18 protein-coding genes are annotated in these 24,052 nt (G+C 32.6%); 11 read left to right on the top strand and 7 right to left on the bottom strand.

Translation table 11 applies throughout. The features are described 5' to 3' along the window. Positions 1-632 precede the first annotated feature (632 nt). From Q4Q35_RS08900 to Q4Q35_RS08885, 4 genes are all read left to right on the top strand, one after another. Positions 633-1,163: a hypothetical protein gene (locus Q4Q35_RS08900; RefSeq protein ID WP_303277619.1), complete on the top strand. Its 531-nt coding sequence runs from the start codon at positions 633-635 to the stop codon at positions 1,161-1,163. Then, a complete protein-coding gene (locus tag Q4Q35_RS08895; protein ID WP_303277618.1) occupies positions 1,163-3,046 on the top strand; it encodes a tetratricopeptide repeat-containing sensor histidine kinase in 1,884 nt (627 codons plus the stop codon). Before Q4Q35_RS08900 ends, Q4Q35_RS08895 begins: the two co-directional genes overlap by 1 nt. Beyond that, positions 3,043-3,669: a response regulator gene (locus Q4Q35_RS08890; RefSeq protein WP_303277617.1), complete on the top strand. Its 627-nt coding sequence runs from the start codon at positions 3,043-3,045 to the stop codon at positions 3,667-3,669. Before Q4Q35_RS08895 ends, Q4Q35_RS08890 begins: the two co-directional genes overlap by 4 nt. A 70-nt stretch (positions 3,670-3,739) precedes the next feature. Next, positions 3,740-5,233 (top strand): hypothetical protein, encoded by a 1,494-nt coding sequence (locus Q4Q35_RS08885; protein WP_303277616.1) that lies wholly within the window; start codon positions 3,740-3,742, stop codon positions 5,231-5,233. A gap of 292 nt (positions 5,234-5,525) precedes the next feature. Here the strand turns inward: Q4Q35_RS08885 and Q4Q35_RS08880 are convergent, their stop codons facing one another. Beyond that, positions 5,526-7,565: a dipeptidyl-peptidase 3 family protein gene (locus Q4Q35_RS08880; protein ID WP_303277615.1), complete on the bottom strand. Its 2,040-nt coding sequence runs from the start codon at positions 7,563-7,565 to the stop codon at positions 5,526-5,528. 186 nt (positions 7,566-7,751) lie between these two features. Between Q4Q35_RS08880 and Q4Q35_RS08875 the strand changes: the two genes are divergently transcribed. The 3 genes from Q4Q35_RS08875 to Q4Q35_RS08865 all read left to right on the top strand — a co-directional run bounded on the left by Q4Q35_RS08875 (position 7,752) and on the right by Q4Q35_RS08865 (position 9,945). Beyond that, positions 7,752-8,771: an SRPBCC family protein gene (locus Q4Q35_RS08875; RefSeq protein WP_303277614.1), complete on the top strand. Its 1,020-nt coding sequence runs from the start codon at positions 7,752-7,754 to the stop codon at positions 8,769-8,771. 3 nt (positions 8,772-8,774) lie between these two features. After that, complete coding sequence (gene crcB, locus Q4Q35_RS08870; protein ID WP_303277613.1) at positions 8,775-9,140, top strand: fluoride efflux transporter CrcB; 366 nt, start codon at positions 8,775-8,777, stop codon at positions 9,138-9,140. A gap of 85 nt (positions 9,141-9,225) precedes the next feature. Next, positions 9,226-9,945, top strand: a complete 720-nt coding sequence (locus tag Q4Q35_RS08865; RefSeq protein ID WP_303277612.1) for a hypothetical protein — start codon at positions 9,226-9,228, stop codon at positions 9,943-9,945. Between the two features lie 11 nt (positions 9,946-9,956). On the opposite strand, the gene Q4Q35_RS08860 is transcribed toward Q4Q35_RS08865, so the two are convergent. Both Q4Q35_RS08860 and Q4Q35_RS08855 read right to left on the bottom strand, forming a co-directional pair. Continuing rightward, a complete protein-coding gene (locus tag Q4Q35_RS08860) occupies positions 9,957-10,565 on the bottom strand; it encodes a DUF1684 domain-containing protein (RefSeq protein WP_303277611.1) in 609 nt (202 codons plus the stop codon). A gap of 165 nt (positions 10,566-10,730) precedes the next feature. Next, positions 10,731-12,137, bottom strand: a complete 1,407-nt coding sequence (locus Q4Q35_RS08855; RefSeq protein ID WP_303277610.1) for a cytochrome P450 — start codon at positions 12,135-12,137, stop codon at positions 10,731-10,733. 336 nt (positions 12,138-12,473) lie between these two features. Here Q4Q35_RS08855 and Q4Q35_RS08850 point away from each other — a divergent pair, with 336 nt between their 5' ends. From Q4Q35_RS08850 to Q4Q35_RS08840, 3 genes are read left to right on the top strand one after another with little or no spacing between them, the layout of a single operon-like run. Beyond that, positions 12,474-13,727 carry an MDR family MFS transporter gene (locus Q4Q35_RS08850; RefSeq protein WP_303277609.1) on the top strand — a complete coding sequence of 418 codons (1,254 nt, stop codon included), beginning with the start codon at positions 12,474-12,476 and terminating at the stop codon, positions 13,725-13,727. Next, positions 13,718-14,095: a VOC family protein gene (locus Q4Q35_RS08845; RefSeq protein ID WP_303277608.1), complete on the top strand. Its 378-nt coding sequence runs from the start codon at positions 13,718-13,720 to the stop codon at positions 14,093-14,095. Before Q4Q35_RS08850 ends, Q4Q35_RS08845 begins: the two co-directional genes overlap by 10 nt. Before the next feature lie 6 nt (positions 14,096-14,101). Next, positions 14,102-14,605, top strand: coding sequence for a hypothetical protein (locus Q4Q35_RS08840; RefSeq protein WP_303277607.1), 504 nt, complete (start codon positions 14,102-14,104; stop codon positions 14,603-14,605). Between the two features lie 3 nt (positions 14,606-14,608). On the opposite strand, the gene Q4Q35_RS08835 is transcribed toward Q4Q35_RS08840, so the two are convergent. Further along, a complete protein-coding gene (locus tag Q4Q35_RS08835) occupies positions 14,609-15,052 on the bottom strand; it encodes an Lrp/AsnC family transcriptional regulator (protein ID WP_303277606.1) in 444 nt (147 codons plus the stop codon). A 122-nt stretch (positions 15,053-15,174) separates the two neighbouring features. On the opposite strand from Q4Q35_RS08835, the gene Q4Q35_RS08830 reads away from it, so the two are divergent. Continuing rightward, positions 15,175-15,570 (top strand): hypothetical protein, encoded by a 396-nt coding sequence (locus Q4Q35_RS08830; protein WP_303277605.1) that lies wholly within the window; start codon positions 15,175-15,177, stop codon positions 15,568-15,570. Between the two features lie 10 nt (positions 15,571-15,580). On the opposite strand, the gene Q4Q35_RS08825 is transcribed toward Q4Q35_RS08830, so the two are convergent. The 3 genes from Q4Q35_RS08825 to Q4Q35_RS08815 all read right to left on the bottom strand — a co-directional run bounded on the left by Q4Q35_RS08825 (position 15,581) and on the right by Q4Q35_RS08815 (position 23,921). Then, the gene (locus Q4Q35_RS08825; protein WP_303277604.1) at positions 15,581-15,997 is read right to left on the bottom strand and encodes a hypothetical protein; all 417 of its coding nucleotides are present in this window, start codon (positions 15,995-15,997) and stop codon (positions 15,581-15,583) included. Positions 15,998-16,155: 158 nt separating this feature from the next. Continuing rightward, a complete protein-coding gene (locus Q4Q35_RS08820) occupies positions 16,156-19,710 on the bottom strand; it encodes an SUMF1/EgtB/PvdO family nonheme iron enzyme (RefSeq protein WP_303277603.1) in 3,555 nt (1,184 codons plus the stop codon). 734 nt (positions 19,711-20,444) lie between these two features. Further along, the gene (locus tag Q4Q35_RS08815; RefSeq protein WP_303277602.1) at positions 20,445-23,921 is read right to left on the bottom strand and encodes a methylmalonyl-CoA mutase family protein; all 3,477 of its coding nucleotides are present in this window, start codon (positions 23,919-23,921) and stop codon (positions 20,445-20,447) included. Positions 23,922-24,052: the final 131 nt, after the last annotated feature.

Here is a 24,052-nt window from a genome sequence, read left to right as displayed (position 1 = left end):
GTAAAGATGGTAGCTATTATGAAACTCATAAAGGGGTTTACAAGAGTATCGATAGACAAGCAAGTAGTAGTTCTTGTACTGCAGAATATACATCTGAAGATGAAGATGAAAAATATTCTGGTAATTGGGTCTATAACGAAGATAAAAACACGTTTACTATTATAGATTTCAAATTTGAAGACTTCATAACCCCATCTAATAACCAAACATTCGAAAATGGCTCCATATATTTTGGTAGTGAAAATGCAACGGCTTCTATTGTATCTGGCGAATTAGTAATTACTGACACCTACACATATAATGGTCAAACTTATAATGAGACCTATATTTTTAAAAGAAAATAGGCCTTATAAATTATAGTCAACTTAAAACAGGTTGACAGTTTAAAAAAACCAGAGAAGTGGACTTCTCTGGTTTTTTTATTGCGTATAAAATTAAATGCTTATATATCTAAGATCATGTAAGGTTTTTAGATATTGAAACTCTTTTTTATAAAAATCTTATAATTGTACGAAATTACTTCTTATTAAATATATTTCAGTATCTTAATCGACTGATATACCTACTATTGGGTATGTTTTCATATAAACTTTTATTACACATTTGTAGTATTAATAATTAATCCAACCCTTATGAAAATCAATAAATTAAAAAAATCATCGATCTTTATTACAGTATTGACTTTTACTTTCACCTTATTTTTTGCTAACAATGCTATTTGCCAACAAAATCCATGCATAGAAAACAAAGAAATTGATTACCAATCTATTCCAGATGGGCTTAAAGGTATTATAGAAAAAAAACTTCATGTTTATCAATTAAAAAATAAAAAAAAACACGAATATCGAGTTTTGTTTTTTACATATAAAAAAGTGTGTTCAATAAATTTGAAAAAAACAAAAAAACGAGGAAGAACTTTTACGGCTAATTTTAAAGTTGATTATCAACAAAACTCTAACTCTAACAAGCTATATCTAGTGTCATTTGATTTTAAAATCAATGGTAAACGATTTGAGAGGTTTCTAAAAAATCGTCCAAGAAAAAGAATCGTTGAGATTCGCTTTGATAGTATTTATAACATAGAGAAAAAAAATGATCGAACAGGTATTGCCACGGCAACTAATGAAGTCCCTGATGATCCTAATAAACTCAACTATAAATAATGATAAAAAAAAGCCTAATCATTCTATTAACACTATGCTTTAAATCAAATTATGGGCAGAATGATTTGACTCTAAAAATCATAGATTCCTCATTAGTTTTATACCAAAAAAAAGAGCACAATAAAGCTATTAATTTACTTGAAGAAAGTTTAATTAATTATAGCTTTACAGCAAATGAGAAAAATAAAATTTATTATGAACTATATAAAAACTCTTATTGGATAAATAAAAACTCTTCTAAGATATATTTACATAAGTCAAAAGCTAATTATCAGTATTTAAGTAATAAAGAAAAAGCTAAACTTAATTATGGTTTAGGTAATATTCATAGAGTATTAAACAAATATAATGATTCAGCTATTTACTATTTTTTGTCATCCCTAAAATTCTTAGACGGTAGTGATAATTTAGTAAGAAAAGAAAGAACTAAACTTTATCAAAAGCTCGCTAACACCTATTCTAGAATTAACAATAAATCTAAATACTATTATTATTTAAATAAAAACCTTTCAGATCTATTAATTCTTAAAGACACAAATAATTTAGTTTATAATTATAATAACTTAGGTACTTATTTCAGCTCTATAAACAACATAGATTCATCATTATTTTATTACAAAAAAGCTATAAAAATTAAACCCACCTCTAAAATCAGTGGTTCTATTTTGCAAAATATTGGAGGTATTTATTTAGGCCAATTAAAAAATATTGATTCTGCTGAATATTATTTTAACGAAGCTTTAAAGTATAATATAACGAAAGAGGGTTTAACTAGTTTATATTTTAATAAAGCTGTAATTAATAGACTCAAGAACAAAGTTGATTCAACTATATATTATTATTCAAAGGCTGAAAAATATGCTGATACTGTGAGAAATATAAAAATGAAATCTTATGTTTCTGAAGACCTATCAAATTTTTATGAATCATTAAAAAAATACGATAAAGCCTTAGCGTATAGAAAACAATTTGAAATACTAAATGACTCCGTAAGCAACCTAAATCTACTAAAAAAAGTTGAAGAATATAATATAAAATACGAAACTGAAAAAAAAGAGAAAGAGAACATTCAATTACAAACAAATATTGAAAAAGAGCAGCGCCAAAAACGTAATCTTTTAATGGGGGCGCTAACACTTTTATTATTTATAAGTATTATGGTAATTCTCATCTATAAAAACACCAAACGCAAACAAAAACTAGCCGAACAAGAAAAAGCCCTCGAAACTCAAAAACTAGCAACCGTTTTAAAAGAACAAGAACTAATAAGTATTGATGCCATGATTGAAGGACAGGAAAAAGAGCGTCAACGTATCGCCAACGATTTACATGACGATTTGGGCGGACTTATGGCTACTGTCAAACTTCATTTTAATGTTTTTAAAGACAAACAAACACCTGAGTTATTTGATAAAACCACAAAACTCATTGACGAAGCCTATCAAAAAATACGCTCTATAGCACATGCCAAAAATTCCGGAGTAATTGCCAAGCAAGGTTTGCTTAAAGCCATACAGAATATGGCAGATAAAATATCTGTTTCTAATAAAATTTCCATTTATGTTGTAGACCATGAGTTAGAAGATCGTTTAGAGAACAGCTTAGAATTAACTATTTTTAGAATTATTCAGGAACTGGTGACCAATATTATTAAACATGCTAACGCTACTGAAGCTACCATACATTTAACCAACCATAAAGACCGTTTAAATATCATGGTCGAAGACAATGGTAAAGGTTTTGATCATAGCCAAATAACAACTAAAAATAAAGGGATGGGAATTAGCAGTATAGATAAGCGTATAGACCACTTAAATGGTACTATGACCATTGAATCCGAAATAAACAAAGGAACAACTATAATAATAGACATACCTATATGATACGATTAGCCATAGCAGAAGATCATCAATCCTTAATTGATGGCATCAAATTACTTTTGGAATACGAAAAGGATATTTCTATTTTAGGTACTGCCACTAATGGCGAAGAATTAATGCATATCATTCGGTTAAAACGCCCTAATGTTGTTATTACTGATATTAGAATGCCCAAAATGGATGGTATTACTGCTACCAAACTTATAAAAAAAGAATTCCCAGAAATAAAAGTATTAGCTTTTACCATGTTCGATCAAATAGAAGCTATTCAACAAATGATGGATGCAGGGGCTTCTGGGTACATACTAAAAAATTCATCCTTAAGAGAGGTCTATAATGCCCTTTTAGCGGTTTCAAAAGGAGAAACCTATTTAGATGCTAATATTAATACTAATGCTTTAAATTCAAAATCTGATATTAAAGCTAAAGGTGTTTTAACAAAGAGACAAATAGAAATTCTTGAACTTATTGCTCAAGGAAAAACTTCTCGCGAAATTGCCGATTTACTCTTTATCGGTGTCCATACAGTTGATACCCACCGTAAAAATATGGCACGTATTTTAGGGCTTCAGGGGAAAGGAGAATTAATGCGGTATGCATTAGAGAAAAAGTATAAGTTTACCTAGTATCGGGTATGTTTTCATATAGTTATTTAATCGAGTTTTGATTTTAATTAATCAATTCAAAAACAACCATATGAAAACTAAAATTGTAATAACATTTTTACTGCTCACATCTCACATCTTTGCACAAGAACAAGTAAAACAAGACAATAAAGAAACTTTTTATATTATAGGAGACAATCAACCTATTTCTTCAGATAGCCTTTATAGTACTGAAACTCAAAAAAAAATAGTATTAGACGCTTTTAATGCAGAAAGCCAAAGTAAACTAGGGAAATTTGAAGTCCCGGGCGACAACACTCCAATTCAGTTTTACATCAAAAATGTTAAAAAGTTTTTTTCTGTTTTAAATAAAAATTTTAGCAAAACATCTAATAAATTAACACAAAAGAATTTAAAATACATTCCTTTAACTTCATTAGAAGAAATACAAAATTCTAAACATTACACAGCTATTCCGAAAACAGCTAAATTTAAGTTAATTGGCATAGAATTATGTGAAGGTAGCATTATAGATGCCAGATTAGAATTAGAAAATGACGATGCTTATTTTTATTTTGAAATTATTTCACCTGTAAGTATTTTACATTACACTCGCAAATCCTCCCATAGAGATTATTTAGAGTTTTCACATTATGTGAGAAAAAAAAACGATATAATTTATAACAATGATCAGCTAAAGACATTAAAAGTAAGGTTAATAGATGTTTTAGATTACCACCCTAGTTTAGGGAATAACTATGTTCCCGATGACATTACATATAATTTTCCTTCTAAAGAAGATGCGAACGATGCAAACGTAAATAAACGTCGCGTATACAAAATTATTAATAACACTAAATTACAACACGTACTGGATCTAAGAGCCTACACAGATGCTTTAGGGCTTTTTAGCAACGAAGCTAATGGCTTATTTCAAATAGAAGGGCAAGCCGATTTTTTTATTCATCCGTTTAGCTTTCCAAGAACAGCTTTTTATTACTTAAAAAAAGTTTCTCCTTTTGTTCGGTATTCAAGACTTGATAATGATGAAGATTTTTTAACTGCAACACCTAATAATGTCGGAATCTATAATTTTAATGAAAGCAAATTACAACTATTGCAGCGGTCAAATCTTGAAATGGGATTAGATGTTAATATTATTAATTTTAGGTTTTTTAAAGAGTCTCCTTTTTGGATGTCATTGCGCTCACCGTTGACCTATCATGTAACTCCAATTAAAACAGGTGTTAATGTTGAAAATATAAATTTTAAAAGTTTAGGCTATGGTATTGCAGCCGATATAGAATTAAAACGCTATAATAATTTTGGTTTAAACCTTGGTTATGAATTAAAAGGCTATTCCTATCTAGGGGAGTATTCTTCAAATATGCTTCAAGAACCCAGTTATTTAAAAACTCAAGCCGTAAAAGCAGAAATCTTTTTCTATCCTAATGATAAAAAATCACAATCAATCTTTCTCAGAATGAAAAGTATAAGAGATGTTTCAACAGGTCGTGCTTCATTTTTTCAATTACAATTTGGATACAAATTCACAATAGGTATTACCCCGGTTAAATCCCAATAATATAAATTCTAAACAATTTAAGAATATCGGGGTCTAAATAATACGATGATTAATAAGGTAGGAAAAAACAAACTTTAACTGTTATATAAATAGTTGTAAGATTTTCACGCAACCTTTTTAATAATTATGCATCTAGTATGTAACTAAACAAACTCAAACAAATGAAAATTCTAATAATAATTAGCATACTTATTGTTATTAACTTGATTCTTTTGACTTTTAGTGTGAATAAAAGAACAGACCCTTAAGGTCTGTTCTTTTATATTTATGTCCTTTTTGCTCCAAAAAAAATCTAGTTTACCTCTGGTAAGAAATTATAGTTTTTACTATAATCTAACATCTGACCGGCAAAGGAGTCTGGCTGTGTTACTTTTACTTCTATAATATCTCCTGCTTCATTAGTCTCTGTAACTAATACCGGATTTACAAAGCCATTATATGGCGCCGATAAAAATTGTTTATTGCGCTCTAAAACTTCTGCGTGTATCGTCTGATCTACTTTAACGCCATAATTTTCCACTAAAGCTTCAACAGCAGAGTAATCACCTTCAGATTTTATACGTTGTGTTTCACGTAATAATTGTCCAAAAAGATCATGTAGTTTATCATAATCATTAATATTGAAATACGTTTTGCCATCGCGTGTTACTTTTTCAATAACATTATCTGCTTTACCTTTTTCAAATACCCAGGCACTCACCCATTGCCTGTTTCTCATATGCGATTCTTCTACATCATCCCCTAAATTTAAACGAATTAATTGCAACATAAGACCATTTCTTATATAATGGTTATAAGCTGTTTTTCCAACAGCCTTCCAATCATCTACTAAACCAAGCTTCTGTAATTTGGCATCATATAAAAAATACAATCCAACCAAATCTGCGCGTCCTTCTTCCAATGTAGACGCATAATTTTTTAACGTTTCTTTAGTTTCTCCTACTCTCGGATTTAATTGCCCAGATGCATGACCTATAACCTCATGTAATGCTGTGTGTAATTTACGAGATAATTGTCCATATTTTTCTGCTAACACCAATTCTTCTTCGTCATGAACAAACTCTTTTAAACGTTCAGTACCTCCAACATTATTATAGGCATGTATAATATTTCCTAAAGAAACAGATTTACTTCCTATTTCTTTTCTAATCCAATTCGCATTAGGCAAATTAACCCCTATTGGTGTACTTGGCGAGGCATCACCAGCTTCACCCGCTACAGTAACTACTTTATAAGTAACACCAACAACACTATCTTTTTTATGAGCGTCCATTAACGGAGAATGATCTTCAAACCATTGGGCATTCTCCGATAGTACTTTCATTTTTTGAGACATATCAAAATCATTAATTTCAATAATCGACTCATAAGAACCTCTATACCCTAACGGATCGTTATACACTTCAATAAAACTGTTTATATAATCAATATTACCGTCTGTGGCAGCCGTCCATGCGACATTATAATCGTCCCAAGTTTGTAAATCTCCCGTTTTATAATACGCAATTAGCAAACCTAAAGCATCACCCTGTGCCTTATTTTCAGCAACGCCCTTTGCTAATTCTAACCATTTAATAATTTCATCGATAGCCGAACCATATAAACCACCCGATTTATAAACACGCTCTTTTAATACGCCATTTTCTTTTACCAGTTGTGAATTTAAACCAAACGACAACGGTTTTTTAAGATCTGGAGATTGCTTCGCAGCATAAAAACTCTCTACATCACTATTAGTAACATCTGGTCCGTAAAAATTAACCGCAGAAAGCCCTACATTATCAACACCTTTTGACTGATTTACTTTTTTCGCATCCGCACTGTTAAAAATAACATCGAAAGCCTCTCCTTCTAAAGTGGCATTTGTATCTGCTAATAATTGTTTTAAATAATCTGAAGAAAACTCAGGTTTTAATTTGTCGTTTGAATAATGATGATGAATTCCGTTACTAAACCAAACACGTTTTAAATAAGTTTCAAAAACCTTCCAATCTTCTGAAGCTTTATCACCATTATAATTTGAATATATATGTTCAAGAGCTTTTCTTATTTTAAGATTATGCCTATAGTTTTGATCCCACATAATATCTCGTCCTGCTAAACCTGCCTGAGTAAGATAGTACACTAATGTTTGTTCTTTTAAAGTTAAGTTTTCCCATCCAGGGATTTGATAACGGAGTATTTGAATATCTGCAAACTGCTCTACTTTATAATTAAAAGTTTCGCTTTCTTTTATTTCTGTACCTTCTGTATTTTCTTTAGACTTTTCTTGACCACAGGACAAGAATAAAGCTGTTATGAGTGCTAAATTTAGTATTATTTTTGGGTTCATTTTATATAAAAATTTTTAATTATTATTCAAAAAACTGATTATTAACGACTTCAAAATTATTGATTAATTACAAAAACATTCTTTCGGTTAATAAAAATTTAATTTATTTGCAACAAATATAATAATTTATTAAACGCGTTTTAAAATGATTATCTTTGGTTTGTTTAATTCCTCAAAAAAATAAAAATGAAAGCTTTTAAATACATTTTATTCTTATTACTTATTGCCATTATAGGAACTTCCATTTATATTGCTGTACAACCTAACTCATTTGAAGTTACTAGAACCCGAACAATAAAAGCACCTGCTGCTGTTATTTATGATAATGTTATCGATTTTAAAAACTGGGAAGCCTGGTCTTCTTGGGCCGAAGCCGATCCTGATATGATTATTACACTTTCTGAGCAAAGCAAAGGTGCAGGAGGTTCTTATTCCTGGGAAGATAAAGATGGTATAGGCATCATGAAAACGCTTGAAACGGTTCCTAATGAATCTATTAAACAGAACTTACAGTTTGCTGAGTTCCCTACTTCTAATATCGATTGGAAATTTACTCCTAATGACGATGGCTCTACAGATGCGACCTGGACAATTTCTGGAAAAGACTTGCCATTTGGTTTTAAGGCTTTTGCTACGTTTACTGGCGGAATGGAAAAACAAATCGGACCACATTACGAACGTAGTTTAGAAAAACTGGACAGTGTTGTTTCTGCCGATATGAAAAAATACAGCATTAAAATTGACGGTATCACAGAACATAGCGGTGGCTATTATTTATACAATACAACCTCTTGTAAAATAACCGAATTAGAGGCTAAAATGACCGAAATGATGCCTAAAATTGGCAACTATGCTATGACTAATAAAATAGCGATGGCTGGAGCTCCTTTTACATATTATCACAAATGGGATGAAAAAAATAATGCTGTCATGTTCTCTTGTTGCGTTCCAACAACTACTAAGGTGGTAAGTACAGAAAGTGATATTTTAACCGGACAGTTAGAATCTTTTAAAGCTGTTAAAACAACCCTGAAAGGTAATTATGAAAACCTGAAAGAAGCTTGGGAATCTGTTATGGCATATATACCAGAAAACGGTCATGAGTTTACAGAAAAAGGACCTATGTTAGAGACGTATTTAACAGACCCTATGAGTACCCCTAATCCAGCTGATTGGATTACTGAAATTTATATCGCTGTTAAATAATACATGAAGAGTCTCTTATTGGTTTTTTTGGGTGGTGGCTTTGGTAGTGTACTTCGTTATATTATTGGCAAGTATTTAAACAGTACACAAACCGGTATACCCTATGGTACTTTTGCTGCTAATATTATAGGAAGTTTACTTATTGGTATAATACTTGGTCTGGCTGCAAAAAATGATTCCTTAACACAAAACCAAACCTTACTTTTAGCTACCGGCTTTTGTGGTGGTTTTACCACCTTTTCAACCTTTGCTTACGAAAACCATGTGTTTTTAAAATCAGGCGATTTTACAAGCTTTGCTATTTATACTATTGCCAGTTTTGTTATTGGTTTTTTGGCTGTGTTTGCGGGGATGTTTTTGGTAAGGTAAAACTTTATTTTGTAGAAATTTTCTTCTATATTCGTTTAATATTAGATATAAAATCGTTGTATATAATGTTGAATAAAAATCTCGTATGGAAATAGTATTCTTCATAATTATTGGAATTTTTGCATTTATCTGGCTTAATCGGAAAAGTAAAAATAATTACGAATCTGAAAACACTTTTTCTGAATTAAGTTTTGAGAAGGAAGACTATAGAATGTTTCCTCATATAGAAAAAAAGGAATTAACTCTTGAACAAGCAATTAGTAAAATTGAACTTGTAGTTCAAAAAGATGATTTTGAAGGAACAACTTCAATACATTTCAATAATATTACACAAAATGACTATAAGTATTTGCCAATGTATTTTAAGCAAATTGGAGAAATAGCAGTTAGTCATGAACATATTGGAATTTCTTTTTCGATATTTCAAGACAGAATCTATTTAGATATTTATAGCAATGTTCAAGAAATGGGACTTGCAAAAGGAGACCAACTAATTTTACTATTTGAAAACGGAGAAAAAATTGATATAAAATTTCCATTTGCGAGGTCAAGTGGATACACAAAATCAAACACATATCCAATAAACGAATCGGAATTAGAAATTTTCGCAGAACAAAAATTAGATAAATGGAAATTAATTTCATCACGAAAGAATATTTATATTGTTGGAAATAATTCGCTATTTTTTGAGCTCTGTGAAATTAAAGAAAAGTCAATGGCTCAAGAAATTATTAAATATTTGGCAAAAACAATTAAATATAAACATCTGAACAAAACATTATACAACACCGTAAAGCCAACATAATTTAATTTAACTTAATGCTCCCCAAAAGCCATAACCCCAGCCTCAATCCTAGCCTTTAAATAATTTTTCCGAGGCACTATAGGGCAAGAGTATCTATCATTATAAGCACAGTACGGGTTATATGCTGTATTAAAATCTAAAATAAGCGTATCACCTTCCGGAATTCTGGCATCAATATAACGTCCGCCACCATAACTTTCAAATCCGTTGGTTTCATCTAAAAAAGGTAGAAACAAATAATCTTCGTATCCTTCTTTTTCTATCAAACCTTGATTTTGATAAATACTCAATGTAAAATGCTCTCCTTTAAGATTAAAAGTAAGTTCACCATACTTTACATAAATTGGAAGCCTTTCTGTCGTTGTTTTCATTTTAAAAGGCTTTTCATCCAAAGTTCTTTTAAATTGAGCGGTTACCACATAAGTAGAATCAAACTTAAAGAAGTCCAACCCTTTGAAATTCTTCCTGTCTTTATCTTTTAAAGGCGATTTTGTAGCATCTTTATAATCTGCATTCATTTTACGTTGAAACTCGGTATCTCCCAAAAGAGGCTTTTTTTCCTGGGCACAACTATATATTGATACTAAAAACAATACTATTAAAATATTTTTTAGAGCCATGGTTTTTTATCTTTTTAAAAGTGGTTATACTATTTTGTTTATTTTTTAATGTTCCTAATTTGTTAATCAAATGGTTTATAAGACCCTGAAACAAGTTCAGGGTGACACTTACCATATAACACTTATCAAATATTCGAATTCTTTTTAATGCTTTTAAGTTCAATATTAATTTACAGGTATAAAAGCTACTTTTAAATTTTCCGGGTACATGGTAAATTCAAATTGTTCTCTAATTTGTTCTGGTTTAACTTCTAATTTAAAATCAAAATGTTTGCACAAAGTAGAAATTAAAATAATCATTTCCGTTTTAGCTAAATGCATCCCCGGACAATATCTCGCACCACCTCCAAAAGCTCTCATAACATTGGGCACATGGTTTTTGTGCATCGGACACCCATTAACCATCCACCTTTCCGGAACAAAACTATCGGGATTAGAAAAATAAGCCTCATCCGTTTGCGCAACTTTATTCTGCAAAATAATACTGGTTCCCTTAGGTATAAACAAATTATCTATAATAACATCTTCATTAGATTCTAAATATAATTGAGGCGTTGTTGGTTTTAACCGCATCGCCTCCTGAGCTACTGCATTTGCGTATTTCAATTGGTCTATATGTTCATACATATTTGGTGTATCCTCAGTATATATATCCTTAGCTTCCGCTCTTACCTTAGCCACAATTTCAGGATGTTGAGCTAAATAATACATGGCCCAAGACAGTGAGTTAGATGTGGTGTCTTCACCTGCCAATAGTATCGTAAATACATTTCCGTAAATTTCTTTGTCGGTAAAATTCACATCCTCATTTTCTACCAATAAGGCTTCTAAAAAATTTGAAGGCTGCTCCCTTAATTTCGGATTTTCTGCAATTCGTTTTTTAGCATCGTCAATAAATTCATAAATTACTTTTTCAATAGCTTTTAAAGAAGCATCTAGTATTTTATCCTTTTCTCTTTTAAAATATCGCCATATAGGAATTGGTGCAGTAACACGCGTATTAATCATTGGAAAAATAACTTCTAAATGTTTTTGAAAACTATTCGATTTATTATTTATGGTATCCAACTTATGTCCGAAAGCAATCTCAGTCGTAATATCAATGGTAAATGCCATAAATTCTTTTTGCACATCTACGATGGTTTTTTGCTGAGCATAGTTTTTAAACTTTTCAAGAATCACCTTAGTTTTATCCAGAATTACAGGGTAAAATGCTTTTATGTTTTTTACACTTAAAGCCTCTGCCGTAGGTTTCCTTTGCCTTTTCCATGTAGCGCCTTCTGCGTTAAAAACGCCATCGACTCCCATTTCCTTTAAAATCTCATCAATTTTAGAAAAACGTTTAAAACCTTCTGGCCTTAATCGCAGCATTTTATTATTAAAATCTGGATTTGCAGATACCACAAATTCCTTCCCTACAAAATGTATTTTGAATAATTCGCCACACTCATCTACCCAACGCTCTAACACCTGATGTTTATTATAAGTATTAAATTGAGGTAAATGCCCTAATAGGAATGTGCCCTTTGGAGATTTTAAATTTTTAACTTCAATTAATGTATGGTCGCTCATATAATCCTATTCTGTTTTAAATCCAAAAGTATTTTAGTTTGCTATTTTATTCATTTTTGAAAAATATTTTCATTTCAAAAATACAACTTAAGAATATTTTACCTAGCTTTGAAGCTTCAAAATAAAATAAACATGCGTCTTAACGTCACAATTTGTAAAAAACAGTGGACCTCTCTAAAGAGAAAGGGTCGGGCTTGTTATATATTGTGGTGATATAAGTATAAAATATTACAATATTAAAAAGTCCGACTTCACAGTCGGACTTTTTTTTTGCACAAAATCAACTTTTAATTAAAATCAAACATTTGAAAACAGAAACTTGAACAATTAGAACTCATGAAAACACTATTCAACAATTACTTAAACACTTTTAAAGGCTTATCAAAAGAAGTATGGTGGCTCTCTTTAATAACACTTATAAATAGAGCAGGAACTATGGTCATTCCATTTTTATCGCTGTATTTAACCAAGAGTCTTAATTTTACCATGAGTGATGTTGGATGGATTATGAGTGCGTTTGGTTTAGGCTCTGTTGTTGGATCATGGTTGGGTGGAAAATTAACCGATAAAATCGGGTATTATAAAGTTATGGCATTTAGCTTATTAGTTACCGGATTTCTATTTATTGCATTGCAGTTTCTATACACATTTGTATCTTTTTGTTTAGGCATTTTTTTAGTGATGCTAGTAGCAGATATGTTTAGACCGGCTATGTTTGTAGCTCTAAGTGCTTACAGTAAACCTGAAAACAAAACACGATCTGTAACACTAATTCGTTTGGCTATAAACCTTGGGTTTTCTGCCGGGCCGGCTGTTGGTGGTATCATTATTACAACACTTAGCTATGGCGGTTTATTTTGGATAGATGGTATCACATGTATTATTGCAACATTGGTGCTTGTAAATGTTTTGAATCCTAAAAAAGCAAAAATATTGGACGATGTTATAACAGAAAATCCAAAATCTGCTTATCAAGATAAAGCATTTTTAATTTTTCTTGTAGCTATGGTACTCTTTGGAATTGTATTCTTGCAATACTTTTCTACGATGCCTTTATATTATAAAGATGTGCATCATTTAAGTGAATTTGAAATAGGTATTCTTTTAGGAATGAATGGGTTTTTCATTTTTCTATTCGAAATGCCTTTGATAAAATGGTTAGAAAATACCAATTTTACTAAATCTGGACTCATGCTATTTGGAGCTATTTTAACAGGACTAAGTTTTATTATCTTAAATTTTACACCTTGGATAGGAATTCTAATAATTGGCATGTTATTAATGTCTTTTGGTGAAATGATAACATTTCCTTTTTCTAATGCGTTCACTATGGACAGAGCTAAAAAGGGAAATCAGGGTGAATATATGGCACTGTATAGTATTGCATTTTCAATAGCACATGTTTTTGGACATAATGCAGGTATGCGAATGGCAGATGCTGTTGGTTTTGAAAACACCTGGTACATTATTACTTTGCTTGCCACACTTAGTATACTATTATTATTTATATTAAGGCAATATTTGAATGCAAAAAAGAAACATAAAGAAAAAATAAAAGACGAAGAAGAAAAAGACATATTATGGATTTAAATCAAATAACAATACCGTCTTTAGATGTTGAAAAAGCTACAGAATTTTATAAAACCTTGGGGTTGCATCTTATAGTGGATGCAGCTCCAAGATATGTAAGATTTGAATGTCCTGATGGCGATAGTACGTTTTCAATTCATAAAGTAGACACCTTAGCAAAAGGAGATGGCATTACGATCTATTTTGAAGATAATAATCTTGACGATTTAGTAACCAATCTTCAAGGAAAAGGTATTATTTTTACCCAATTACCTGAAGATAAATCATGGTTGTGGCGCGAGGCTCATTTACAAGATCCTGATGGTAATCACATTATTTTATATCATGCTGGAAAAAATAGAAAAAATCCGCCATGGCGTATAAACTAAATATGTATGGATAAGTGGCATAAACTACCGGTATTTCAAAAAGCTATGGAAATACAAGAGCTAGTAGATCATATTGTAGCATCTGTTGAAAAAACCGATATTGATTTTGAACAGGAAATTCAATCAGAAATGATAAAAAGCAATATTAGCTACATGCGAGAAAACTCATTGCTAATTCCGGCAAAAATTGCTGGTGCTTCTGCCGAGGATATGTTATATGATATAAAAATGGAAAATGCAGCCATAATTCGTAAAGCAGCACGGGAACTTATCACAGATGCACGTGGGATACAAATGCACGGCTTTAAAGATATTGAATATTTAGACTTATTAAGAACCGAGGTGGAAGCGTTTCGTATCTTGTTTGCTGAATGGGTAAAAACATTCGATCCATGGAATTATATTATTGATCGTTGGGGACTTTTTAATCCTCCAGGGGTGAATTATGATGATAAAGATCCAGACGATGACATCCCTTTTAATCCAGACGATTTCTTTAAAGACCTGTAACCGTTATTTCAACGATTCAATCTCTTTTTGTTTTACAACATCAGACAACACAATTTGTGTTTTACTCTCTCCATATATGATAAGTTGATCTATAAAAGTCTCTAAATGTTTTTGATTTTTTAAAACCACTTCCATAACAATATTTTCGTCGCCAGTAATGCGATAGCAGTTCACAACCTCATCGTACGTTTTCACTTTTACTAAAAACGGTTTTAGCTTACCCATAAAAGCTCGCAGAGTAATGATAGCCTTTAATTGATACCCCACTTCAAACGGAGAAACAATCCCTTTATAGCCTTCTATAACACCTAAGTCTTCCATCTTTTTAATACGCTCTGAAACTGCTGGAGAACTTACACCAACACGTCGGCCAATTTCGGCATTAGAAAGGCGTGCATTCTCTTGTAAACACTTTAAAATCTTCCAATTAAGCCTATCTATCTCCATTTAATGAAATTTAACTATAAATAATTAAAATCTAAAGCAAATATACGTTTTTACTTTAAAACCTAAAGTTGTATATAACTTCTTGTGAGTAAATTTGGTAAAAAGCTAAGAAAAAAGAACTTATGTCAACGAATACCCCATTAAACCTATCGGAATTACCGATTTATAAAAAAGCTATTGAGATTTTCGCACTTTCTCAAAGTATTTCCAAGTATCTTAATCACGACTTATCCATTTTAAAAAGTGATGGTACCGAAGATTCTAACATTTATTTTTCTGGAGACATTGTACAACAATCAGTATCATTAGTTCCAGAAATTTTAAATGCAGAACAAGCCCGTTTTTCTGAAAAAAAATATAAACATATTGCTTCGCTTAAGCGTCTTACAAATATGCTTTATAAAAACTCATACCGTTTGGAACGTTCTAACAGTAATGGTAAAGACTTCTTACCTATTTTACGTAGTGAACTGAAAAAGTTTAAAAAGTTACAACGTACTTGGTTGTTAACCTTATAGTGAAAAGTTTCTAAATTTTTTCAAACTTGAATCCACAACTTTCTATACATTGATACCATAATATTAGATTAGCCCCTTCTATTTTATAATACACTACGTTAAAAAAATTAGAGACGCAATTGTCTGGAGTAATTTCACCATAGCTAAACGAAGTTTCAATTGCTTCATAAATCCCGGTGTCTTCTGTACCAGCTTCAGAGCTCATAGAACATAAAAGCCCATTAGAAGTAACGGTTCCATCGTTAAAAAACGTAATAACCTTATCACTTTCAATAGGTAGAAAGGTGCCACTTCCATCTCCCGGGTCTGCTAATTGTTCTATCAGCTTCCATTCACCTATCAGATCTATATCTCCTTGTGGAGTGCCATCATCAGATTTACAATTAAACAAAAGTAATATCAGTAGAATTAGAGTAGCATTTTTCATAACTTGAAATCAAAGTTTTTGTTTGTTAGATGCCTGATACTTAAAATGGTTGCATAAGGTTTTACGATTGATCATAAATGATTTATGTATCTATATTAGAAAACTCCAATTTCATCTAACTATTCAACAGACTAAAGCAATTGTCATTTTACATATTATTAACGAACAATCAATTTTCTAATATAGGATTCATTATCTGTTTTAATTTTAACGATATAAAACCCAGAAGGCAAATTACGTTTAATCTCAACTTTGTTTGTTACACTAGCTATCGGTATTTGGTGAATCAAGGTACGGCTATCAAAAATGAGCACTTCATTTACCATTGTATTTTTATTAAAAATAATATACAATTTTTCTTCTACCAATGGGTTTGGATATATCAAAACTGCTTGTTTTTCATCAGTGCCTTCTTCGGCAATAGAAAGTGATTCGGCAATCGCAAAATTCACATTATTTTCATCCGAACTAATATTGATAATATTTCTGTTTATAGGAACGAAATTACTCCCTGACAAACTAGGAGTAACCGTCGTAGTATGACCAGTGTCTACCCAAACGGAATATTTCCCTTGAACATCGGTTTGAATTTTTTCTAAAAAGCCATTCAAAACCACTCCTTGAATTGGGTTACCCATATCGTCTTTAATTTCGCCAGATACTTTATAATCTCCAGGAGGAGTCATTACAAATAGTGGTGAGGCATTATTTTCGTTTTCTACCTTTAGATTATATTCAAGAGGGGAAACATCATAATTGTTAAATACAGCTTTAAGCTTCCCTTCCCAACCAACATTCAGTTTCGTAGCAAACTTGCCATCTACACCTGTTACAATTTCATTAGATGCCCCTAAAAGGATGCGTACTCCCGGCATAGGATTACCTCTATTATCTTTAACCATACCCGTTATGGTTTTAGAATTACTATTAAAAATTTGAAAATTTTGGGATAAATTGGTTACAGCATTAGAAACTACCAGTTCCTTAGGAATAAAAAAAGCTTCATCATCTATAGGAGTTAAGACTCCAGACCATCCCTTTGTAACTTGCTTGTAATAATTCCCATTACCAGATGTAACTACTGGGGCTCCAGGAAGTCCTAAGATTCGAACACCATTTTTTATAAGGGATAGAGTAGTTCGATGAACAATTCCGGAGATCGTAACATATCCAATATATTCTGCTGTAAAGTCCAAATCGTTTATATCGCTTTGAATATTTTCTATTTTCTCAGAAACATTGGTAAACCGATAGCCCAAAAGTTCAGGTTCTAAAGTAAAGCTTTGATTTTTAGGAACTGAAATGGAGTAAAAACCTTCTGAATTTGTTTTAACTGTTTCAAGCAGTCCATTAATTAATACATTTTCTATGGGGTCTCCATTAGAATCTTTAACAACACCAGAAATAGTATAATCTCTATCTAGATAGGCTTTAAAATTTACGTGAAGCGTCTTATCAGGCAATTCACTTAGATGTACTTGTGATGGCGAAAATGTGTAACCTTGCTGCTCTGGGGTTATAACAGTGCTGCTACCATTAGCAAATTGAAAAATATATCTACCTTTTTCATCTGTAAAAGCTTCCCCTTTACTTGTTTTTAACTTAACGTTTTGTAAAAGGTCTCCATTTTCATTACGAACAATACCATAAACCAATGCATTTTTATTGTCTGGATGATTTGATACAACTCTTACTCCGGTTTCTCTTGGTCCTACTCTATACGTATCCTTCCTTGCTTTCGAAAACATTTCATATTCTAAACCGCACCATGCTCCTCCACGAAGGGCATAATATGTTCCACTAGCAGGCCCTAATGGGTTAAAATTATCTCCTTTGTGGTAATAGGTTCCGCTATAAAAATCTTGACAGAGTTCCCTAACGTTTCCAGACATATCATAGATACCTAACTCATTGGCAATTTTACCTCCTACTTCATGCGTACCCACTCCATCTCTTGCTGGCACTCCCGCTCCATATCCTGTCATGGGATTATCTGGGTTTTTTCCATTCCATAAGTACCAACCTGCACTATTTACATCATTAGTACCACTATAGATATAATCGTTAGATTGACTTCCACCCAGAGCTGCATACTCCCATTCTGCTTCTGTAGGCAAACGATATCCCAACCAATCGGCAAATAACTCTGCTCCTTTAGGTAAAATCCAGTTCATTGGATAATTTTCAAAACCTGCCTTCACTTCTAATTGTGCTCCATCCCAGAGAAGTTTCGAATCTGTCTTAAAGTCGAAAGCATCATCCCCTGTTTTTACCTCACAAAGGTCATAACTCTTGGTTACCAGATTCCCTTGACTGTTTAATTCACTCTGTTCAAAAACAAGCCTATTAGTACCGATATTAATACTCCAGTTATTTTGAATACTTTGTAAAAAAATTAAAAATTGTCCATATGTGATTTCATACTTACCAATTTTGTAATCATTTAGCGTAACCAATCTTTGCGGATAGAGTTCCGGCTGTGGTATAAGCCCAAAAGTTTCAAAACTCGGTAGTATATTTTCGTAGTCTCTATTTCCCATATTAAAATCACCTCCGGTAACTTCTACCATTTCAACAGAAATACTTGGAGAGGGCTGTTCCCAAGGAGTAAACGAAAGGATAGGCCCTTCTGTAGTACCTCCGTTTTCATCATAAGCTACTACCCTCCAATAGTAAGTGGTGTATGGGTTTTTTAAATCTACTTGATATTTGTTTTCTCTTAACCCAATGGCTATCTCAACTAAATTAGTTTGAGAATTTCCCAAATATAGACCATAAATAACTGCATCTCCATCTTTATCTGTCGCTGCCGGCCATTGTAACACAGGCTTAGTGGTAATGTTCTTTGTACCATCACTTGGAGAGAAAATAGTCCCCATAACAGGGGCATCATTTTTATAGTTTTCTATGGTAAATTGCCAAGTGAATAGACTACCAGCATGTGAAACCTTCTGATTACTATACCCGTCGATAGCTTCTACCCTCCAAAAATAGGTTTTTTGATCATCTAAAGGTGTTACAAAGTTGTACGAGGGATTTTGTAATCCAGAAGCCAACAAGCTTACATCATATGGGTTAGAGGCATTACTTCCTAGAAAAAGGTTATAGGTTACGATATCGTTATCAATATCTACACTTGGTTCCCACTCAAGTGTTATGTTCCTAGAAACATCTATGGCACCATTAACCGGTGTACGTAATACAGGAGCAGTAGGCAGATTATTCTCTCTATCTGTTGTAAAAGAGAAAACCTCGCTATTTTTTTCGGCACCTGTACCATCTTTAGCCACTACCTTCCAATAGTAAGTAGTCTCATACTCTAATCCCGAATGGAAAAATTCAAAATATTTTTTTCCATCTACTATTTGGGAAATCACAAACTCTGTAAAATTTTCATTTACCCAATTCTCAGTCAAATCGACCCTAAACAATGAAGGACTTAATGTTGTCCCCAAATACAAATCATAAGTCAATGCTCCTCCGTTGGAATCAGTTGCAGCAATCCATGATAGCGAAACATAATTGCTTTGATAAGTTGCATTGTTCGCAGGAGTACTCAATACTGGAGGCGATATTTCTACCTTTTTTAAAGAATGTTCACTATAGTTTCCATTATTATAGGAACTATGTGCTTGCCATGAAAAAATAAAAAAATAAAATGTAACTATAGGTAATAGTAACAAGCGAAACTGTAGGTTAATATCCTCTTGCATAGTAGGTTGTTTTTTGTACAGCATTACAATATAACATGCATGCCATTAAATCTATAAAATAAAAATTTAGGTCACTAAAATTTATAATAAAATTATTATAAATATAATTATACAAAGCTATTAAAATATGCTTTTGGTTTTCTTTTTTTTAAACTTTAATACAAAAAAGATACCTTACTTTTACGTAAACTCCTGAACTAAACCATGGACTGCAAGTCCATAGGTTCGTTTTGGCAGACTGAAAGTCTGCTTCGTGAAATATGGTAAAACTGAATTCGTGTGAATTCGTTAAACCTGCCAGCCGGCAGGCTGGTTCGTGTCAAAAGTTTTTAGAAGCTGAAAGCAACATGCACTAAAGTACATAGTTTTAACTCCATTTGGGACCAATAAAAACTTAAATTTATCTACGATAAACCTTGGTATAAGTTTAATATAATCTAGAAGTTAAATATAGTAGTTTACATCTACTAAATTGTTTTCAGTGCAATATCTTCTACCTTATAGTCTGCCTTAAAATTGAAAGACTCAGAATAAACGATTCAGACACTTTTGTAAGATGAAAAGTAGTTCTTTGTATTAGACCCTTCGACTTCGCTCAGGGTAAGCCATTCACACACTTTTTGCTTTAGCAAAAAATGGTAACTTGATTATAACACCTATTATATAGATCCCGAGGTTTCTCTCGGGATAAGCGATTCACGCACTTTTTGCTTTGGCAAAAAGTGGTTCTCTGCTTACATATTTCGGCGATACTGGCCTCCTACTTCAAATAACGCATGCGTAATCTCTCCTAAAGAACATACTTTACAAACTTCCATAAGTACTTCAAAAATATTCTCGTTGTGAATGGCCTTTGTTTGTAGCTCTTTTAATAAGGCTTTTGTATCATTTGCTTGATGAAGATTCTCTAACGTTTTTATTTGAAGTTGTTTTTCTTCTTCTGTAGCTCGAATGACCTCTTTTGGAAGTATTGTTGGTGACCCTTTTGAACTCAAAAATGTATTCACTCCAACTATTGGAAATTTACCATTATGCTTTAAAGTCTCATAATACAAGCTTTCTTCTTGAATTTTGCTACGTTGGTACATCGTTTCCATAGCACCTAACACGCCTCCTCGCTCTGTAATTCTATCAAATTCAAGTAATACGGCTTCTTCAACTAAATCGGTAAGTTCTTCAATAATAAAAGATCCCTGAATCGGGTTTTCATTCTTCGCCAAACCTAATTCTTTATTTATGATTAGTTGAATGGCCATAGCACGACGCACAGATTCTTCTGTGGGTGTTGTTATGGCTTCATCGTAAGCGTTCGTATGCAATGAGTTGCAATTATCGTAAATAGCATATAAAGCTTGTAACGTGGTTCGAATGTCATTAAAATCTATTTCCTGTGCATGCAAACTGCGTCCGGAAGTTTGAATATGATATTTAAGCATTTGCGCTCTAATATTAGCACCGTATTTATGCTTCATCGCTTTAGCCCATATCTTTCGGGCTACTCTACCTATCACAGCATATTCCGGATCGATACCATTGGAAAAGAAAAACGATAAGTTTGGACCAAATTTATTAATATCCATGCCTCGACTTAAATAATATTCCACATAAGTGAATCCATTAGAAAGTGTTAAGGCTAATTGTGTAATAGGGTTGGCTCCTGCTTCTGCTATATGATACCCTGAAATGGATACCGAATAAAAATTACGAACATTATTTTCAATAAAATATTCTTGAACATCACCCATTAATCGCAGCGCAAATTCGGTAGAAAAGATACAAGTATTTTGAGCTTGGTCTTCCTTTAAAATATCAGCCTGAACGGTTCCTCTAACTTGTGCTATGGTTTTTGTCTTAATCTCATTATAAATGTCTGATGGTAATACCTGATCTCCCGTAACACCAAGTAACATTAACCCTAAGCCATTATTACCTTCTGGTAATTCTCCATTATATTTTGGACGTTCTTTTCCTTTATAAATAGTAGCTATTTTAGCTTTAACATCTTTTTCTAAACCTTTTTCTTTTATATATATTTCGCATTGTTGGTCTATGGCGGCATTCATAAAAAAGCCTAATAACATAGGTGCCGGGCCGTTAATGGTCATACTCACAGATGTTTTGACATCTGCCAAATTAAAACCGGAATACAGTTTTTTAGCATCGTCTAAACAACAAACTGAAACACCTGCATTTCCAATTTTCCCATAAATATCCGGGCGATGATCCGGATCGTTCCCGTAAAGTGTCACACTATCGAATGCCGTCGATAAACGTTTTGCAGGCAGTCCCATACTTACATAATGAAAACGACGGTTGGTACGCTCTGGTCCTCCCTCTCCCGCAAACATTCTTGCTGGGTCTTCTCCTGTTCTTTTAAAGGGATACAAACCTGATGCAAAAGGAAATTCTCCCGGTACATTTTCTTGTAAACACCAACGCAGAATATCTCCCCATGCCTGATATTTAGGTAATGCTACTTTTGGAATCTGAGTATGGGATAATGACTCTGTATGCGTTTCTATATTTATTTCCTTATCTCGAACTTTAAATGAATAGATAGGATTTTTATATTTATTTACTTTTTCTTCCCAACCTATAATGATTTCCCAGTTATAAGGGTCTAGATTAAGTTTTACGCGGTCGAATTCTGCGATAAGAAGTTTAACAAAGTTCTTATTATCATCCTGAGCTTGTTTTAGGATCTCGTCATTGTCTAAACTTAGTTTTCCTATAAAAGACCTTTCGATGGAGTTTACACTGAGCGCAGTCGAAGTGTTCAAGGTGACATTCGTAACTGAACAAATTGTTTTATAAATACCATAAAGTTTTTGGGCCACTTCAACCTGACTGTTAGCTTTTTGATCGTAAGCCCGATTCGTTTCTGCTATCTCAGATAAATAACGTGTTCTTGAAGGTGGAATCACAAAAACCTTCTCACTCATTTCATCAGATATGGTAAAAGTTGATTTTAAATCTGCTTCCGCTTTTTCAACCAACTTATCAAGAACAGCTTTATAAAGTGTGTTCATTCCCGGATCGTTAAATTGAGAGGCAATGGTTCCAAAAACCGGTAATTCATCTTGCGGAACTTCCCACAAATTGTTATTACGCATATACTGCTTTTTAACGTCACGTAAGGCATCTAAAGCACCACGTTTGTCAAATTTATTAATGGCAACCAAATCTGCGAAATCAAGCATATCTATCTTTTCCAACTGCGTTGCAGCTCCAAATTCGGGAGTCATAACATATAACGACATATCAGAATGTTCTATAATTTCAGTATCAGATTGTCCAATACCAGATGTTTCCAAAATAATTAAATCATATTCGGCTGCTTTTAAAACTTCTACAGCTTCATTTACGTATTTAGACAATGCTAAATTAGATTGGCGCGTTGCTAAACTGCGCATATAAACGCGAGGTGAGTTTATAGCATTCATACGAATTCTATCTCCTAACAAAGCACCACCTGTTTTTCGTTTCGATGGATCTACCGAAACAATTCCAATTGTTTTTTCCGGAAAATCGGTTAAGAACCTCCTTACCAACTCATCTACTAAACTAGATTTTCCTGCACCTCCGGTTCCTGTAATTCCTAGAATAGCCCCTCCTAGCCTCCCCGAAGGGAAGGAACTTTTACGCTGCTGTAAAAACAGAGTGTCAAATTCGTCATGTCTATTTTCAGATAATGAAATTAATCTTGCTATTATATTAACATCTTTTCTTTTTAGAGCTTCTATGACTCTCTCCCTTTTGGGGAGAGTTGGAGTGGGGCTGTCGGCCTTTTCAACCAAATCATTAATCATTCCTTGCAATCCCATTTCGCGTCCATCATCAGGAGAATATATACGAGTAATACCATAGTCCATTAAATCTTTAATCTCAGACGGTAAAATAACACCGCCACCTCCTCCAAAAATTTTAATATGACCCGCTCCTTTTTCCTTTAACAAATCGTACATGTACTTAAAATACTCATTATGCCCTCCTTGATAAGAAGTTAAACAAATCGCATTTACATCTTCCTGAATCGCTGTATTTACAACTTCTTCTACACTCCTATCATGTCCTAAATGAATCACCTCTACACCAGTAGCTTGAATGATTCGACGCATGATATTTATGGATGCATCGTGCCCATCAAACAATGATGCTGCTGTTACTATACGGACTTTATGTTTTGGTTTATATGGTGTTTCTTGTTTCATTCGTAAAGAATATGATTTTTAAGTACCGCAATTTACGAAATATTCAAAAAAACCAAGCATTTACATAAAATTATCTAAAATTATAACACCAACTGTTTCTTATCTATTTTTTAAACTAATTTTGGAGCTAA

Source organism: Flavivirga aquimarina (assembly GCF_030540835.1).
GTDB lineage: Bacteria > Bacteroidota > Bacteroidia > Flavobacteriales > Flavobacteriaceae > Flavivirga > Flavivirga aquimarina.
The sequence above is the reverse complement of the archived record's forward strand: the minus strand, read 5'-3'. Positions and strand labels throughout refer to the sequence as shown.